Consider the following 16324-nt stretch of genomic DNA (forward strand, 5'->3'; position numbering starts at 1 on the left):
TCAGGAGGCCCACCGGGGCGGGACCGGCTCAGTCCTGGGCCGGGGCCGCGGTCTTCTCCGCGGCCTTCTTGGCCGTGGTCTTCTTGGCGGCCGTCTTCTTCGCCACCGTCTTCTTGGCCGCCGTCTTCTTCGTGGCGGCCTTCTTGGCGGTGGCCTTCTTGGCGGTCTTCCGCGCGGTCTTCTTGGCCGCGGGGGCGGCCTCCGTCTCCTCGGCGTCCGCCTGCGGCTCCTCGGCCGGGGCGGCCGCGGCCACCACGATCTCGGCGGCCTCGGCGCCGGCGGGGGCACCGGCCGGGGCGGTGGCCTTGCGGACCACCCGGCGGCGGGCGCGCGGCGCGGCGGCCGCGGGGGCCTCCTCGGCGACGGGCTCGGCGACCGGCTCGGGCGCGGTCTCCACGACCGGCTCCGGTACGGCCTCCGGCTCCGTTACGGCCTCCGGCTCCGCCGGCGCGAAGAAGGGCTCGGGCTCGGCCGGCTCGGCGGCCGTCGACACGACCGGGGAGGTCACGCGACGGGTGGCCCGGCGGCGGGTGCGGGGCGCGGGCGCCGCCTCCACCGTCTCCACGGCCTCGGCGACCGGCTCCGGCGCGGCCTGTGCCGCGACGGGCTCGGCCACGACGGGCTCGGGCTCCGCGATCGGGGTCGGGGCGGGGGCGGGGGTCGGGGTCACCGGCGCGGTCACCTTGCGGGTGACGCGGCGGCGGCCACGCCCGCGGGTCGCGGCGGCCTCGGCCTCGGCGACGCTGCCGTACAGCTCCTCGTCCGGGGCGATCGGGACCGGCACGGCCACCGGGGCGGCCAGCTCGGCCGCGACCTCGGCCTCGGTCTCGGCCTCCGCGGAGACCTCGGCCTCGTGCGTCTCGTGGGCGTGCTCGTGGGCGTGGTCGTGGCCCTCGCCGCCGCGGCCGCGCTTCTTCGAGCGCTTGCCGCCACCGCCGCCGCCGTGCGTGGCCGGCTGCTCCATGTGGACGATGACACCGCGGCCGTTGCAGTGGACGCAGGTCTCGGAGAAGGACTCCAGGAGGCCCTGGCCGACCCGCTTGCGGGTCATCTGGACCAGGCCCAGCGAGGTGACCTCGGCCACCTGGTGCTTGGTCCGGTCGCGGCCCAGGCACTCCAGGAGGCGGCGGAGCACCAGGTCGCGGTTGGACTCCAGGACCATGTCGATGAAGTCGATGACGACGATGCCGCCGAGGTCGCGCAGCCGCAGCTGGCGCACGATCTCCTCGGCCGCCTCCAGGTTGTTCCTGGTGACGGTCTCCTCCAGGTTGCCGCCCTGGCCGGTGAACTTGCCGGTGTTGACGTCGACGACGATCATCGCCTCGGTCTTGTCGATCACCAGCGAGCCGCCGGACGGCAGCCACACCTTCCGGTCGAGCGCCTTCATCAGCTGCTCGTCGATCCGGTAGGTGGCGAAGACGTCGACCTCGCTGGTCCACCGCTGGAGGCGGTCGGCCAGGTCGGGCGCGACGTGCGAGACGTAGCCGTGGATGGTCTCCCAGGCGTCGTCGCCGCTCACGATGACCTTGGAGAAGTCCTCGTTGAAGATGTCGCGGACGACCCGGACGGTCATGTCCGGCTCGCCGTAGAGCAGGCTCGGCGCGGACGTCGAGATCTGGGTGGCCTTCTTCTGGATGTCGGCCCACTGCGCCTGGAGGCGCTCGACGTCGCGGCGCAGCTCGTCCTCGCTCGCGCCCTCGGCGGCGGTGCGCACGATGACGCCCGCGTCCTCGGGGACGATCTTCTTGAGGATGGTCTTCAGGCGGGCGCGCTCGGTGTCCGGGAGCTTGCGGCTGATGCCGGTCATCGAGCCCTCGGGGACGTACACGAGGTAGCGGCCGGGCAGGGAGACCTGGCTGGTGAGGCGGGCGCCCTTGTGGCCGATCGGGTCCTTGGTGACCTGCACCAGGACGGACTGGCCGGACTTGAGGGCGGACTCGATGCGGCGCGGGCCGTGGCCCATGCCGAGCGCCTCGAAGTTGACCTCGCCGGCGTACAGGACGGCGTTGCGGCCCTTGCCGATGTCGACGAAGGCGGCCTCCATGGACGGCAGCACGTTCTGGACCTTGCCCAGGTAGACGTTGCCGACGTACGAGGTGGCCTGCTCCTTGTTGACGTAGTGCTCGACGAGCACGTTGTCTTCCAGGACGCCGATCTGGGTGCGCTCGCCGTTCTGGCGGACGACCATGACGCGCTCGACGGCCTCGCGGCGGGCGAGGAACTCGGCCTCGGTGATGATCGGGACGCGGCGGCGGCCCTGCTCGCGGCCTTCGCGGCGGCGCTGCTTCTTGGCCTCCAGGCGGGTGGAGCCCTTGATGGACTGGACCTCGTCGGCGCCGGTGCCGGGTTCGGCCTTCTCACGGGCCGGGCGGGGCTCGCGGACCTTGACGACCGTGCGGACGCCGTCCTCGTCGGTGGTCTCGGCCTCGCCGGAGGCGTCACCGCTGCGGCGGCGACGGCGGCGGCGACGGCGGGAGCTGCTGGAGCCGCCGAAGCCGGACTCGTCCTCGGCGTCCTCCTCGGCCTCCGCCTCGTCCTCGGCGTGCGGCTCGTCGGTCTCCTCGCCCTCCTCGGCGTCCTCCGCCTCGGCGGACTCGCCGCGGCGGCGGCGACGGCCGCCCCGACGGCGGCGGCGGGACGGGCGGTCGCCGTACTCGTCGGTGTCCTCCGCCTCCTCGGCCTCCTCGGCCTCGTCGGCGACGTGCTCGACCTCGGGCTCGTCGGCGACGGTGGACGGGACGGGCTCGACGGCGACGGGCTCGCCGCGGCGGCGGCGACGGCGGCGGCCGGCCCCGTCGCGCTCGGCGGGCTCCACGGCCTCGGCCGGCTCGACCGTCTCGACGACGGTCTCCTCGGCCTCCTCCGGCTCCTCCTCGACCTCGACCTCGGCGGCAGCGGCGGCGGCGAAGGCGGCGGTCTCCGGCGTCTGGAACATCGGCTCGGCGAAGACCGGGGCCTGGAAGACGGCGACGGCCGGGCGCTCGGCGCGGCGGCGGCGCGGGGTCTCCTCGGCGGCGGGCGGCTCGGTGAACTGCGGCGTGGCGACCCGGCGGCCACGGCCACGGCCGCGGGTGGCGGCGGCCTCGGCGGCGGCGACGTCGGCACCGTGGGAGGCGATCTCCTCGACGGTGTCCTCGGGCAGCTCCTCGCCGGAGGTCGGCGCGGCGAGCTCGGCGGCCACGTCCGGGGTGATCTCGGGCGCGGCGGCGCGGCGGGTGGCGCGGCGGCGGGTGCGGGCCGGGGCGGCGGCCTCGGCGGGCTCCTCCACCACGGCGGGCTCGGCGGCCGGGGCCTCGGCGGCGGGCTCCTCGACGGGGGCCGGGGAGGCGACCGGGGCGCTGGCGCGGCGCGTGGCGCGGCGGCGGGTGCGGGCCGGGGCGGCCTCGGGCTCGGCCTCGGCGGCCGGGGCCTCGGCGGCGACGGGCTCGGCGGCCTCCTCGGCGGCCGTCTCGTCGGCGGCCGGGGAGGTCACGGGCGCGGTGGCCTTGCGGGTGGCGCGGCGGCGGGTCCGGGCCGGGGCGGCGGCCTCGGCGGGCTCCTCCACCACGACGGCCGGAGCGGCGGGCTCCGCGGCCGGAGCGGCGGTCTTGCGGGTGGCGCGGCGGCGGGTGCGGGCCGGGGCGGCCTCGGCGGCCGGGGCCACGGTGGGCTCCACGACCTCGGCCGCGGCCTCGGCGGTCTCGCCGGCGGCGGCCACCGGCGGGCCGGCGGGCCGGGAGGCGGCGCGGCGCCTGCGGCGCGGCGGCAGCTTGTCCCCGGGTGCGTTGCTGTCGTTGTTCTCGGCGGTCTCGTTGGTGTCTTCGAGCATGCGGGCGGTTCTCCCGTCACGCTCCCGGGCGCCGCGTCGGATTCCGGTGGGCGGCACGGACGCGCGTCGTGCGCGGTGCCGCCGTCCGGGGCGCGGGCGCCGCACGGGAGCTGAATGTCTGGCTCGCCGGTTCCGTACGCCCGATGCGTACGGCCTGGCGAAAGTCTTCTGGTCAGTGCGCCGCCCGACCCAGGTGGCTCCCGAGTGCCAGGGCTGCGCTCGACGTCGTCCCCTACGCGGGGCCTGCCTCCGGCGCCGTCACCGGGGCGGTCGCGGCGGCCGTGGATGGGGCGGCCGTGACTGCCTCGCGGTCGGGCGCGAGCGGGTCGGTCACCGTGCCGGACTCCTCGTCGAAGAGCCCCTGCGCCAGCCTGGTCACCGCTGCGGGGACCGGCGGCGCCAGGTCGGCCACAGCTCGGAGACCGGACAGGACGTCGTCGGGTCGCACGGCAGGTGTCACGTGCCGAACAACCAGCCGCAGTATCGCACAGGCATCGGCGGCGGGCCTATCACCCTGGGGATCGCCCTGGGGACGGTCCGCGACGAGCCCGGCGACCGCGGAGCGGGCGTCGAAGGTACGGATGCCGTTCTTGGTCTTGCGCTGCACCTCCACCGTCTCGGCGGCGAGGAAGGCGTCGACGGCCGCGCGGGCGTCGTCGACGGGGACGCCGTCGAGCCGGAGCTCCCACACGGAGGCGGTGAGCCGGTCGGCGAGGCCCGAGCTGCGGGCCTCCACGGCGTCGGTGATGTCGAGACCGTCCGGGAGGGACTCGTCGAGCAGGGCCCGCAGGATCTCGGGGTCACGGCGCTCGGTGAGGGCGATCTCCAGGAACTCGGCCTCGGAGCCCGTACCCGTGGGGGCGGCGTTGGCGTACGACACCTTGGGGTGCGGGGTGAAGCCGGCCGAGTACGCCATGGGCACCTCGGCGCGGCGCAGGGCGCGCTCGAAGGCGCGCTGGAAGTCACGGTGGCTGGTGAACCGGAGGCGGCCGCGCTTGGTGTAGCGCAGACGGATGCGCTGCACCGCCGGTGCGGGCGGCGGGCCTTCGGGCTGTCGCTTGCCCAGTGGTTCTTCTCCTCGGTGCGGGGCGGGCGCGGGTGGCGCTCCGCCCGGAAGCTCTTGGGCGTCCCGTGGGCTCCCGCCCGGACCACCCCCGCCCGGGGCGGGGGGTTCTCGGGGGCGGGCGCCGCGCCGGGGACGTTCGTTGTACTACCCAGAGTACGCGCCCGGGCCACCTCGGGTTCCCGGGCGGGGCGCCGGGGACACGCGCGGGCGGGTCAGCGGGGGCCGCCGAAGAGGGCGGTCCGCACCTCCCCGGCGGCGGTGCGGACGGCCCGGCCGACGACGGCGAGCGGCTCCCACACCCAGGTCCGCAGCCAGTGGCCGACGGGGGTGAGGATCACCCGGTACACCCAGGCGAGGGGGCGGCCGACCGCGTTCCACAGCACCCAGCGGATCGCCCGGCCGACGGCCCCCGCGATCTGCCCGGCGATCCGCCAGGCCCAGACGACGGCCGCGCCGACGAAGCGGCAGACGGGGCCGAGCACGTACCGCCAGAGCCAGGTGAGGGGGGTGACGATCAGGAGGTCGACGACCCACCAGACGGCCCTGCCGACAGGGGCGAGGACCCATTCCCACAGCCATTGGAGGGGAATCACGAGCAGATGGTGGAGCAGCCACCGCACGGCACGGCCCGCCGGGGCGAGCACCCATTCCCACAACCACTGGAGGGGAACGACGACCAGATAGTGGAGCAGCCAGCCCAGGGCGCGGCCGACCGGGGCGAGGATCCAGCGCCACAACTGCCGGAAACACCAGGCGAGAGCGTCCCACACCAGCCGGAGGGGCAGGACGACGACGAGGGCGATGGCGCGCGCCACTCCCGTGAGGCAGCCCGGGTTTTCCGTGTTCATGCCCAGAACGACGTGCCGGGCGGTCGTCCAGTTCCGGCCGCGGCGGCCGATACCAAGGCGTTACGAGACGGTGTGCGCGGGGCATCCGTACGGTTGCGGACGGAGCCGCCCCGCTTCCGGGTCACGGCCCCGTAACCTAAGGTGCGTCACCTCCGTGCTCGACGGCACGTACCGAACGCCCCCACCCCGGGGGTTCCCCCCTCTTCCGCAGACATCGAGGCTCGGCGTGAAAATATCCTTCCTCCTGGTGGACCGCTGCCACATCGGCGGCGTAGTGAGCGCGATCCACAACCTGGCCGGGGCACTCGTGGAGGACCACGAGGTCGAACTCGTCGCCCTCCGGCGCAACCGCGACCAGGCGTACTTCCCGCTCGACCCCCGGGTGAAGACCCTCGCCCTGACCGACTACCGGAAGCACTCCCACACGTACGACGGCGACGACCCGCAGATCGAGGTCTTCCCGCACATCTACCCGAACGAGCCCACGGACAAGAAGCCGTGGATCAGCCGTCTGGGCGAGAAGCGGCTGATGGAGTACCTGGCCACCACCGACGCCGACGTCGTGGTCAGCAACAACCCCAAGATCACCATCATGCTGGCCCACTCCGACCGCGACTTCCTCAAGGTCGCGATGGAGCACTCGCGCCCCGCGCGCTACGGCCCGCACATCCGCGACGCCCTCTTCCGGGACGCGTACCCGAAGATGGACGCGATCACCGCGCCCACCCCGGACGAGTGCCGCACCATCGCCGGCGTCGTCCCCGCCGTGACCCACCTGCTCTCGCCGATGCCCAACTGCATCCCGGCCCACGAGGGCCAGATGTCCACCGGAGACAACAAGATCGTCGTCACGGCCGGCCTGCTCAAGCCGCACAAGGGCTTCGCCGACCTCATCGAGGCGTTCTCCTCGGTCGCGCCGCGCCACCCGGACTGGAGCCTGCGGATCTACGGCTCCGGCCCCGAGCGCGCCAACCTGCGCAAGAAGATCGACGAGAGCGACAGCAACAACCAGGTCTTCCTGATGGGCCCGGCCACCCCGGTCACCCCCGAGTTCGCCAAGGGCTCCATCTTCGTCCTCCCCTCCCACCTGGAGGCGTTCGGCAACGTCACCGTCGAGGCCATGGCGGCCGGCCTGCCCGCCGTCTGCTACGACGCCCCGCACGGCCCGCGCAACATCATCAAGCAGGGCGAGGACGGCTACGTCGTCCCGCTCGGCGACAAGAAGGCCCTCGCCGAGCACATCGAGAAGCTGATGGCCGACGAGGACCTGCGCCGCAAGATGGCGGCCGCCGCCGTGGCCAACGTCGTCCGCTTCCACGAGGCCGCGACCGCCGCCCGCTTCGAGGAGCTCGTGGAGACCATGCGGGCCCGCCGGGCCATCCCCCGCACGGCCGCCTCCGTGGTCACCCCGCAGGGCGACGTCCGGGTGACGGTCGCCGGCCTGCCCGGCGACAGCGGCGCCCAGCTGGTCTGCAAGGACATCCGCAAGAAGGCCGACGAGGTCGTCGTCCCCTTCGTCGGCGAGGAGGCCGTGGTCCCCGCGCTCGGCAAGCTCGTCGAGGGCGACTGGCAGCTCCAGATCCGCGCCGCCGGCTACGACCTGCCGCTGCGCTCCTCCGGCTGCGACACCCTCCAGATCCTGTCGCTGAAGCTCCCCCGCGCCGAGGGCCCCGCCCTCTCCCTGCTGCTGCCGCACGCCCACACGGACGGCACCCTGCGGGTGCAGAGCCGGGTGCGCGCCCAGCACGTGGAGGTCTCGGCCATCCAGGCCGGCGCCACCGCCATCACCGTCGACGCCGCCACGTGGGGCGTGAAGACCGGCGCCAAGAGCGTCATCGAGGCCGTCCACCGCCAGGACGCCGACAAGAACTTCACCTTCCCCGTGAAGCCCGGCGCCGACGGACGCTTCACGGCCTCCCTGGACAACGCCGCCGCGGCCCGTCTCCACCAGCCCGGCACCGAGGACGTCTGGGACATGTGGCTGCTGCCCGACCAGGACTCCCCGCGGATCCGCGTCTGCAAGCTGGCCCACGACGTGCTCGTCCCGATGGACGTCTTCACCTACCCGTACCCGGTGGTGAAGCAGTCCGGCGCCCCCGTCCCCGCCTCCGTGGACACCAGGCCGAAGAGCGGCTGGCGCAACCGGCTCTCCTCCGTGCCGACCGCCGTCGCCGGCACCCGGCACGAGCTGCGCCCCTACTTCGCCAGCAACGGGCAGCTCTCGCTGAAGATCATCGACAAGAAGTAGCCGCCTCCGGCAGAAGCGAAGGAGCCCCGGTCCGCGTCAGCGGACCGGGGCTCCTTCGTACGCGCGCTACAGCGGCGCGCCCTCCTCGGCGATCTTGAACATCAGGTCGGCGACACGGCCGGCCGCGTGGCCGTCGTCAAGGTCGCAGAACTGGTGGTGGAACTCGTCGTACTTCTCCTGGTACTCGGCCGCGACCTCGTCGATCTCCCGGATGGCCTGGAGCAGGTCGTCCGAGGTCTCCACCAGCGGGCCCGGGGCGTCGTTCTCGAAGTCGAAGTAGAAGCCCCGCAGACGGTCCCGGTAGTGCTCCAGGTCGTACGTGAAGAAGAGCATCGGGCGGCGCAGGTGCGCGTAGTCGAACATGACCGACGAGTAGTCCGTGATCATGATGTCGGCCGCCAGGTACAGGTCCGCGATGTCCGGGTACTCCGAGACGTCGTAGACGAAGCCGTTCCCGGCGCCCGGGATGCTGTCCACGATGTTGGAGTGGCGCCGGATCAGGAAGACGTGGTCGTCGCCGAGGCGGCGGCGGGCGTCCTCCAGGTCCACCCGGAGGTCGAACTTGAACTGGCCGCGGGCGTGCGACAGGTCGTCGCGCCAGGTCGGCGCGTACAGCACGACCTTCTTGTCCGCGGGCAGGCCCAGCTTCCGCTTCACCTCGGCCGCGCGCTCCTCGCGGTCCTCGGCGTACAGGTAGTCGTTGCGCGGGTAGCCCGTCTCCGCGATCAGACCGTTGTAGCCCATGGCCCGCTTGAGGATCGGGGTGGAGAAACGGTTCGACGAGACCAGGACGTTCCAGCTCTCGGCTTCCTTGACCAGACGCTCGTGGTAGTTCGGGTCGAACTTCGGCGCGTCGATGTCCAGGCCGATCTTCTTCAGCATCGTGCCGTGCCAGGTCTGCACGATCACCTGGCCCGCCCGGCGGCGGATCCAGTGCGGCAGGTGGGCGTTGGTGATGATGTAGCGCGAACGGGCCAGCGCCTCGTACCACTCACGGCCCTGGAAGCGGACCGGCCGCACCGTGTCCGGCAGCTCGACCTGACCGTCACGGACCAGCCACAAGTGCTCGACGTCGGCGCCCCTGCGCAGCAGCTCCTCGTGGATCGCGCGCGGGCTGTCCGAGTACTGCTTGCCGTTGTAGCTGATGTACAGCACCGAGTCGCGCAGCGGCAGCTCGCGGCCCTTCTCGTACACCTCCTGGCGCAGCTGGTACTGGCGGTTGTCACCGCGCTCCAGCGGGCTCAGGTCGGGCAGGCAGTTGAGCTGCGGGTGGTCCTGCCAGTGGACCTCCAGCCAGTTCTCACGCCCGTTGTGGACGCCCTGGAGCGGGAACTGGTCGACCGCGGTCCGGTCGACGACGAGCGGCAGCTGCGGCGCGTCCTCCCCGGCCTCCAGACGGAAGACCCAGCGGCCGGCCTTCAGCGGCAGGCCGCCGCCGGTGCCGGACATGGTGGACGGGCGGAAGGTCGCCTCGAAGGTTCCGTCCTTGCCGATGTTCAGCGGGACGGTCCGCTCGTCGAAGCGGTTCTTGGCGCTGATGACCAGGTGGTAGTCGGCCAGGTCCAGCGGCGCCGTGCCACGGATCAGGAAGGTGCCGTCGGTGGTGGCGATGCCGGTGATCCGGCCGCGCAGCGGACGGCCCGAGAACTTCAGGTAGCCGTTGGTGCCGGACAGGACCGCCACCTCGTTGAGCGGCGCGTCCTCGCCGAACGTCTCGGGGAGACGGACCTGGAGGTCGGTCACGCCGTCCCGGACGACGACCTTGTAACGGCGCCACTTCTCGCCCTCGGGCTGCAGCTGGAGCTGGGTGCTCCAGTTGCGGCGCATGTTCTTGGCCGGGTCGGCACCGGCGGTGTCCGTCTCCAGGTGCTCCGGGAGCAGGGCCACGTCCTTCAGCGGGACGCGGAACCGGATCTCGGTGTGGGCACCGGCCGGGGTCACCGCGTCGGCGGGGACGAAGAACGCCTCGCCGCTGCTCTGGTTGATGATCCGCAGGGAGACCTCGACACCCGGGTCGACCGTCTCGCGCAGCAGACCGTCCACGACGATCGCGTCCCCGTCCGGCGCGAAACCGGTGATCGAGAACGGGACCTTCTCGACGCGCAGCTTCAGCGCGGCGCGGCGCAGCTCGGGGACGATCCGGTGGGTCTCGTCCAGCCAGTGCGGCGAGGGGTAGGCGGTGCGGTCGGAGCCGTACGAGTGGACCGAGCGGGAGCGCACCAGACCGCCGGAGAGCACGCGCATGCCGACGTGCCAGAGGCCCTCCTGCCACTGGCCGCCCTTGCGGAAGCGGCTCAGGTCGATCTCGGTCTCCCAGCCGGCCCAGTCGAAGCTGTGCCCGCGGTTCTTCCAGCCGGCCGCCGTGGTGGCGTCCTCGGTCTGGAGGTTCTTCAGCGGGATCAGCATCCGCCGCTGGGTGCCGTCCTTCTTCAGCTGGAGCAGCTTCACCACGCTCCGCCGGCTGCTCTGGTCGACCCGGTCGATCCAGGCGTTGCCCGCCAGCCGCAGCTTCCCGCCCGGCAGCCACTCCAGCTCCTTCAGCGGCGAGCGCAGCTGGAGGTCCTGGTCCATGCGGAGGACCTTCTTGGGCAGCTGGGTGCTCTCCAGGGCCGGGTACACCGCGTACCGGCGGAAGGCGCCGTCGAGCTCGACCGGCTCGCCCAGGCGCTCGGCCTCGATGAACGACAGCAGCTCGGCCAGGGCGTGCTTGCGGACCAGCAGCCACTTGACGCGCAGCGCGGTGGGCAGCGTCTTGACCGTCTTCAGGTCGATCTGGTCGAGGAACTTGTTGGCCGCGGCCATGAACTCCGCGCGGTACTCCTCGTCGCCGTCGGGCAGCACGTTGAGGAAGATGCGCAGGTCACCGGTGAGCACGGTCTTGTCGTACTCGCGCTTGAGCTCCTCGGCACCCGGCTCGGTGCGCGCGGCGAGGAAGCGGCTGACGCTCTCCACCGCGGAGGCGCGGTCGCGGGCGGCCTTGGGCTCGGTGCGGCGCTGGGTGATCGACGGGGCGGCCTCGCCCTCGCGCAGACGCCAGTAGTACGTGGTCTCGCTGATGATGTCGACGGACTCGGCGAGGTACTGCGCCGGGACGATCACCGGGGTGTCCTCGTACAGGACGCCCTCGGGGAAGCGGAAGCCGTTGCGCTCCCAGAAGTCACGGCGGAAGACCTTGTTGCAGGCGATGCGGTCCGTGAGCAGCGCGCGCTTGCGGCTGACGTGGGTCTTCTTGACCGCGCCCCGGGAGAGGAAGCGGTGCATCGGGGACTGCCAGATGCGGGTGGAGTTGATGTGCTCCACGTTGCCGGTGGCGAAGGAGGAGCCCGTCTCGTCCAGGGTCTCGATCATCAGCCGGTAGGCGTCCGGCGGGATCAGGTCGTCGCTGTCGACGAAGGCGACGAACTCGCTCTCCGGCGCCAGGGTGTCCAGACCGGTGTTACGGGCGGCGCCCAGACCGGCGTTCTCCTTCCGGATGAGCCGGAAGCGGTCGTCCTTCGCCGCGAACTCCGCCGCGATCTCGTTGGACTCGTCGGTCGACCCGTCGTCCACCATGATCACTTCCAGGTCGTGGAAGGTCTGCACGGCGAGCGAGTTCAGGCAGGCGGGCAGGTAGTACGCCACGTTGTATATCGGGACGATGACGCTGAGCCTGGGAGCCATGTAGTTCTGCGTTCCTTTCCGGTTCAGACCCGCTCGACAGGCTCGAGCGTCTGAGGGGGTGACGGGGCGTGCTTTCGGTTGTTCCAGCGGACCGATGGGGGGTGTCTCCCCTCCGAGAAAGACCCGCCTGCCGGCCCGTCCGCCCCGGCGCCGGAGCGCAGCACCGCCGCAGCTCTTCAGAATAGACGATGGGCTCCTCGGCCGTTCGAACCCAGTTGGCCCCCGCCTCACCCGCCGGGAACACGCCGTTCACCCCGCCCGGGACCCGTACGGGCGCCCGCACCCCCGGAACGCGTTCGAGTACTCCTGTCATACTGCGCTTGAGCGGTTCGACTGAGGAGAGACACACGGTATGCCGTCTGCAGCTACCCCCCGGTTCAGCGTGATCATCCCGGTCTACGGGGTCGAGGGCTACATACGCGAATGCCTCGAATCGATCACCTCGCAGAGCTACCCGGACTTCGAGATCATCGCGGTCGACGACTGCTCGCAGGACAGCAGCGGCGCCATCATCGACGAGTTCGCCGCCCGCGACGCGCGCGTCCGCGCCGTCCACCGCGAGCAGAACGGCGGCATCGGCGCCGCCCGCAACACCGGCATCGCCCACGCCCGCGGCGACTACCTGCTCTTCCTCGACGGCGACGACTCCATCCGCCCCGGCTCCCTGCGGGCGCTCGCCGACCGGCTCGCCGAGACCGACGACCCCGAGATCCTCCTCTTCGACTACGTCCGCACCCATGTGGACGGCACCGTCGAGCCCAGCAAGTCCGGCCGGTTCATCGCCCCGCTCGGCGCCGAGGTGGTCCGCCCGGTCGACCGGCTCGAACTGCTGCGGATCTTCGCCGTCGTCTGGAACCGCGTCTACCGCCGCGACTTCTTCACCACCGGCGGCCCCGCCGGCGACGGCTTCCGCTTCACCGACGGCCTCTACGAGGACGCGCTCATGGTCTACACGACCATGGCCGCCGCCCGGCGCGTCGCCGGCCTGGAGTACGTCGTCGTCGAGTACCGCCAGCGCCGCCAGGGCAGCTCCATGCGGAGCAGCTCGCCGCGCAAGCACTTCGTGATCTTCGAGCAGTACCAGCGGGTCTTCGACCAGCTCGAAGGCCGCCCCGGCCTCGACGAGTACCGCAAGATCGTCTTCGAGCGGATGGTCAGCCACTTCCTCTACACCCTCGCCCGCGGCTTCCGAATACCGCGCAGCCACCGCCGCGCCTACGTCCGCGAGGCCGGCAAGGCGTACCGCAGGAACGAGCCCAAGGGCTTCACCCCGCCGCCCGGCATCACCGGCCTGAAGTTCAAGGTGCTGAGGACCGGCTCGTACGCGGCCTTCGAATCGCTCAAGGCGGCCAACGGCACCCGCGAGACCGCCTTCCGCGCGCTGGGCCGCTCGAAGCGCTGGGGCGGCCGCAAGGCCCTGAAGACGTACTACGCGGTGCAGCGCCGGCTCCCCGTCGACGAGAACCTCGCCGTCTACTCCGCCTACTGGGGCCGCACCCCCGGCTGCAACCCGCTCGCCGTCCACGACGCCGCCAAGAAGCTCGCGCCGAACCTGCGCGGGGTCTGGGTGGTCAACCAGGGGTACACCGACAAGCTGCCCGCGGGCATCACCCGGGTCGCCCCCGCCACCTTCGGCTACTGGAAGGCCATGGCCCGGGCGAAGTACCTGGTCAACAACGTGAACTTCCCGGACTCGGTGGTCAAGCGCCCCGGCCAGGTCCACCTCCAGACCCACCACGGCACCCCGCTCAAGCGGATGGGCCTGGACCAGCAGCACTACCCGGCCGTCGCCAAGAGCATGGACTTCGACAAGCTCATGGAGCGGGTCGACCGCTGGGACTGGAGCGTCTCCTCCAACCAGCACTCCACCGAACAGTGGGAGCGGGTCTACCCGGCGCCGTTCCGCAGCCTCAACACCGGCTACCCGCGCAACGACGTCTACTACCGGGCCGGCGCCGAGGACGTGCGCCGGATCCGCGGCGCCCTGGGCATCGCCCCCGGCAAGAAGGCGATCCTGTACGCGCCCACCGTCCGCGACCACCAGAAGGACGCCTTCGTCTCCCGCCTGGACCTGGCCCGCTTCGCCCGCGAGCTCGGCCCCGACTACGTCCTCCTGGTCCGCGCCCACTACTTCTACGGCGCCGACCCGGAGCTGAGCGCGCTCGCCGAGCGGGGCGCCCTGGTCGACGTCTCCCGCCACCCCTCGGTGGAGGAGCTGTGCCTGGCGGCCGACGCGCTGATCACGGACTACTCGTCGATCATGTTCGACTACGCCAACCTCGACCGGCCGATCGTCACCTACGCCGACGACTGGGAGATGTACCGCACCTGCCGCGGTGTGACCTTCGACCTGCTCTCCGGCGAGCCCGGTGACACCCCCGGTGTGATCGCCACCACCGAGGACGAGCTGATCGACGCCTTCCGCGGCGGCGCCTGGGCCGGCGAGCCCGCCGCCGCGCTGCGCCGGGCCTTCCGCGAGCGCTTCTGCGCGTGGGACGACGGCCACGCCGCCGAGCGCGTCGTCCGCGCCGTCTTCCTGGCCGAGCAGACCCCGAACCCGCCCGTGATCCCGGTCGCCGACCGCACCCCGGCCCCCACCCCGGAAGCCGCCGAAACCGCCACCACCCGCCCGGAACACGTCCCGGGCTGACCCCGGCACCCACGAACGAAGAGGGGCGCCCGGACGGATTTCCGTCCGGGCGCCCCTCTCGCTCGAACGGGGACCTACTTGACCACGCTCAGCGGCAGCAGCTTCTTGCCCGTGGGGCCGATCTGGATGTGGGTGTCCATCTGCGGGCAGACGCCGCAGTCGAAGCACGGGGTCCAGCGGCAGTCCTCGACCTCGGTCTCGTCGAGGGCGTCCTGCCAGTCCTCCCAGAGCCAGTCCTTGTCGAGGCCGGAGTCCAGGTGGTCCCAGGGCAGGACCTCCTCGTAGGAGCGCTCGCGGGTGGTGTACCAGGCGACGTCCACGCCGTACTCGGGGAGGGTCTTCTCCGCGCAGGCCATCCAGCGGTCGTAGCTGAAGTGCTCGCGCCAGCCGTCGAAGCGGCCGCCGTCCTCGTAGACCGCGCGGATGACGGCGCCGATGCGGCGGTCGCCGCGGGAGAGCAGGCCCTCGACGATGCCGGGCTTGCCGTCGTGGTAGCGGAAGCCGATCGAGCGGCCGTACTTCTTGTCGCCGCGGATCTTGTCGCGGAGCTTGGCCAGGCGCTCGTCCGTCTCCTCCGCCGACAGCTGCGGGGCCCACTGGAAGGGGGTGTGCGGCTTGGGGACGAAGCCGCCGATGGAGACGGTGCAGCGGATGTCGTTCTGGCCGGAGACCTTGCGGCCCTCGGCGATCACGTTCATCGCCATGTCGGCGATCTGGAGGACGTCCTCGTCGGTCTCCGTCGGCAGGCCGCACATGAAGTACAGCTTCACCTGGCGCCAGCCGTTGCCGTACGCCGTGGAGACGGTCCGGATCAGGTCCTCCTCCGAGACCATCTTGTTGATGACCTTGCGCATGCGCTCGGAGCCGCCCTCGGGGGCGAAGGTGAGGCCGGAGCGGCGCCCGTTCCGGGTCAGCTCGTTGGCGAGGTCCACGTTGAAGGCGTCGACGCGGGTCGAGGGGAGGGAGAGGCCCACCTTGTCCTCGGTGTACCGGTCGGCGAGGCCCTTGGCGATGTCGCCGATCTCCGAGTGGTCCGCGGAGGAGAGGGAGAGGAGGCCGACCTCCTCGAAGCCCGTCGTCTTGAGACCCTTCTCGACCATCTCGCCGATGCCGGTGATGCTTCGCTCCCGCACGGGGCGCGTGATCATGCCGGCCTGGCAGAAGCGGCAGCCGCGGGTGCAGCCGCGGAAGATCTCGACGGACATGCGCTCGTGGACGGTCTCCGCGAGCGGGACGAGGGGCTGCTTGGGGTACGGCCACTCGTCGAGGTCCATGACGGTGTGCTTGGACACGCGCCACGGCACGCCCGAGCGGTTGGGGACGACGCGGCCGATGCGGCCGTCCGGCAGGTACTCGACGTCGTAGAACGCCGGGATGTAGACGCTGCCGGTCTTGGAGAGGCGGAGGAGGACCTCCTCGCGGCCGCCGGGGCGCCCCTCGGCCTTCCAGGCCCGGATGATCTCGGTCATGTCGAGGACGGCCTGCTCGCCGTCGCCGATGATCGCCGCGTCGATGAAGTCCGCGATCGGCTCGGGGTTGAAGGCCGCGTGGCCGCCGGCGAGCACGATGGGGTGGTCGACGGTGCGGTCCTTCGACTCCAGCGGGATGCCCGCCAGGTCGAGCGCCGTGAGCATGTTGGTGTAGCCCAGCTCCGTGGAGAAGGACAGGCCGAACACGTCGAAGGCACCGACCGGGCGGTGGCTGTCGACCGTGAACTGCGGCACCTTGTGCTCGCGCATCAGCTCTTCGAGGTCCGGCCACACGCTGTAGGTGCGCTCGGCGAGGACGCCCTCGCGCTCGTTCAGCACCTCGTAGAGGATCATGACGCCCTGGTTGGGCAGACCGACCTCGTAGGCGTCCGGGTACATCAGCGCCCAGCGGACGTCGGCGCTCTCCCACGGCTTGACCGTGGAGTTCAGCTCTCCACCGACGTACTGGATCGGCTTCTGCACGTGCGGGAGCAGAGCTTCGAGCTGCGGGAAGACAGACTCGGCAGCAGACATCTCGAACCTTCGTGAGCTGGCAGGGGGCGACTCTCAAGCGT

Annotated in this window: 7 protein-coding genes; 2 read left to right on the forward strand and 5 right to left on the reverse strand. The window is 72.0% G+C overall.

Annotated elements, in window-relative coordinates; all coding sequences use genetic code 11:
- Nucleotides 1–28: 28 nt before the first annotated feature.
- From ACIGHB_RS22580 to ACIGHB_RS22590, 3 genes are all read right to left on the reverse strand, one after another.
- On the reverse strand, nucleotides 29–3808 hold the full coding sequence (locus ACIGHB_RS22580; protein WP_399915387.1) for a ribonuclease E/G: 3780 nt from the start codon (nucleotides 3806–3808) through the stop codon (nucleotides 29–31).
- 232 nt (nucleotides 3809–4040) lie between these two features.
- On the reverse strand, nucleotides 4041–4832 hold the full coding sequence (locus ACIGHB_RS22585) for a TIGR03936 family radical SAM-associated protein (RefSeq protein WP_399915388.1): 792 nt from the start codon (nucleotides 4830–4832) through the stop codon (nucleotides 4041–4043).
- A gap of 254 nt (nucleotides 4833–5086) precedes the next feature.
- On the reverse strand, nucleotides 5087–5722 hold the full coding sequence (locus ACIGHB_RS22590; RefSeq protein WP_399915390.1) for a hypothetical protein: 636 nt from the start codon (nucleotides 5720–5722) through the stop codon (nucleotides 5087–5089).
- Between the two features lie 226 nt (nucleotides 5723–5948).
- Here ACIGHB_RS22590 and ACIGHB_RS22595 point away from each other — a divergent pair, with 226 nt between their 5' ends.
- Nucleotides 5949–7970: a glycosyltransferase gene (locus ACIGHB_RS22595; RefSeq protein ID WP_399915392.1), complete on the forward strand. Its 2022-nt coding sequence runs from the start codon at nucleotides 5949–5951 to the stop codon at nucleotides 7968–7970.
- Nucleotides 7971–8036: 66 nt separating this feature from the next.
- Here ACIGHB_RS22595 and ACIGHB_RS22600 read toward each other — a convergent pair whose 3' ends face one another.
- A complete protein-coding gene (locus ACIGHB_RS22600) occupies nucleotides 8037–11630 on the reverse strand; it encodes a CDP-glycerol glycerophosphotransferase family protein (protein ID WP_360321746.1) in 3594 nt (1197 codons plus the stop codon).
- Between the two features lie 352 nt (nucleotides 11631–11982).
- Here ACIGHB_RS22600 and ACIGHB_RS22605 point away from each other — a divergent pair, with 352 nt between their 5' ends.
- A complete protein-coding gene (locus tag ACIGHB_RS22605; protein WP_399915395.1) occupies nucleotides 11983–14280 on the forward strand; it encodes a CDP-glycerol glycerophosphotransferase family protein in 2298 nt (765 codons plus the stop codon).
- A gap of 74 nt (nucleotides 14281–14354) precedes the next feature.
- On the opposite strand, the gene ACIGHB_RS22610 is transcribed toward ACIGHB_RS22605, so the two are convergent.
- On the reverse strand, nucleotides 14355–16283 hold the full coding sequence (locus ACIGHB_RS22610; RefSeq protein WP_399915397.1) for a TIGR03960 family B12-binding radical SAM protein: 1929 nt from the start codon (nucleotides 16281–16283) through the stop codon (nucleotides 14355–14357).
- Nucleotides 16284–16324: the final 41 nt, after the last annotated feature.

Source organism: Streptomyces sp. NPDC085460 (assembly GCF_044541975.1).
Lineage (GTDB): Bacteria > Actinomycetota > Actinomycetes > Streptomycetales > Streptomycetaceae > Streptomyces.

Excerpts from the sequence above, each read along its gene's own strand:
- ACIGHB_RS22580 (WP_399915387.1), bottom strand. The coding sequence starts at position 3,808 with ATGCTCGAAGACACCAACGAGACCGCCGAGAACAACGACAGCAACGCA.
- ACIGHB_RS22590 (WP_399915390.1), bottom strand. The coding sequence starts at position 5,722 with ATGAACACGGAAAACCCGGGCTGCCTCACGGGAGTGGCGCGCGCCATC.
- ACIGHB_RS22610 (WP_399915397.1), bottom strand. The coding sequence starts at position 16,283 with ATGTCTGCTGCCGAGTCTGTCTTCCCGCAGCTCGAAGCTCTGCTCCCG.
- ACIGHB_RS22605 (WP_399915395.1), top strand. The coding sequence starts at position 11,983 with ATGCCGTCTGCAGCTACCCCCCGGTTCAGCGTGATCATCCCGGTCTAC.
- ACIGHB_RS22600 (WP_360321746.1), bottom strand. The coding sequence starts at position 11,630 with ATGGCTCCCAGGCTCAGCGTCATCGTCCCGATATACAACGTGGCGTAC.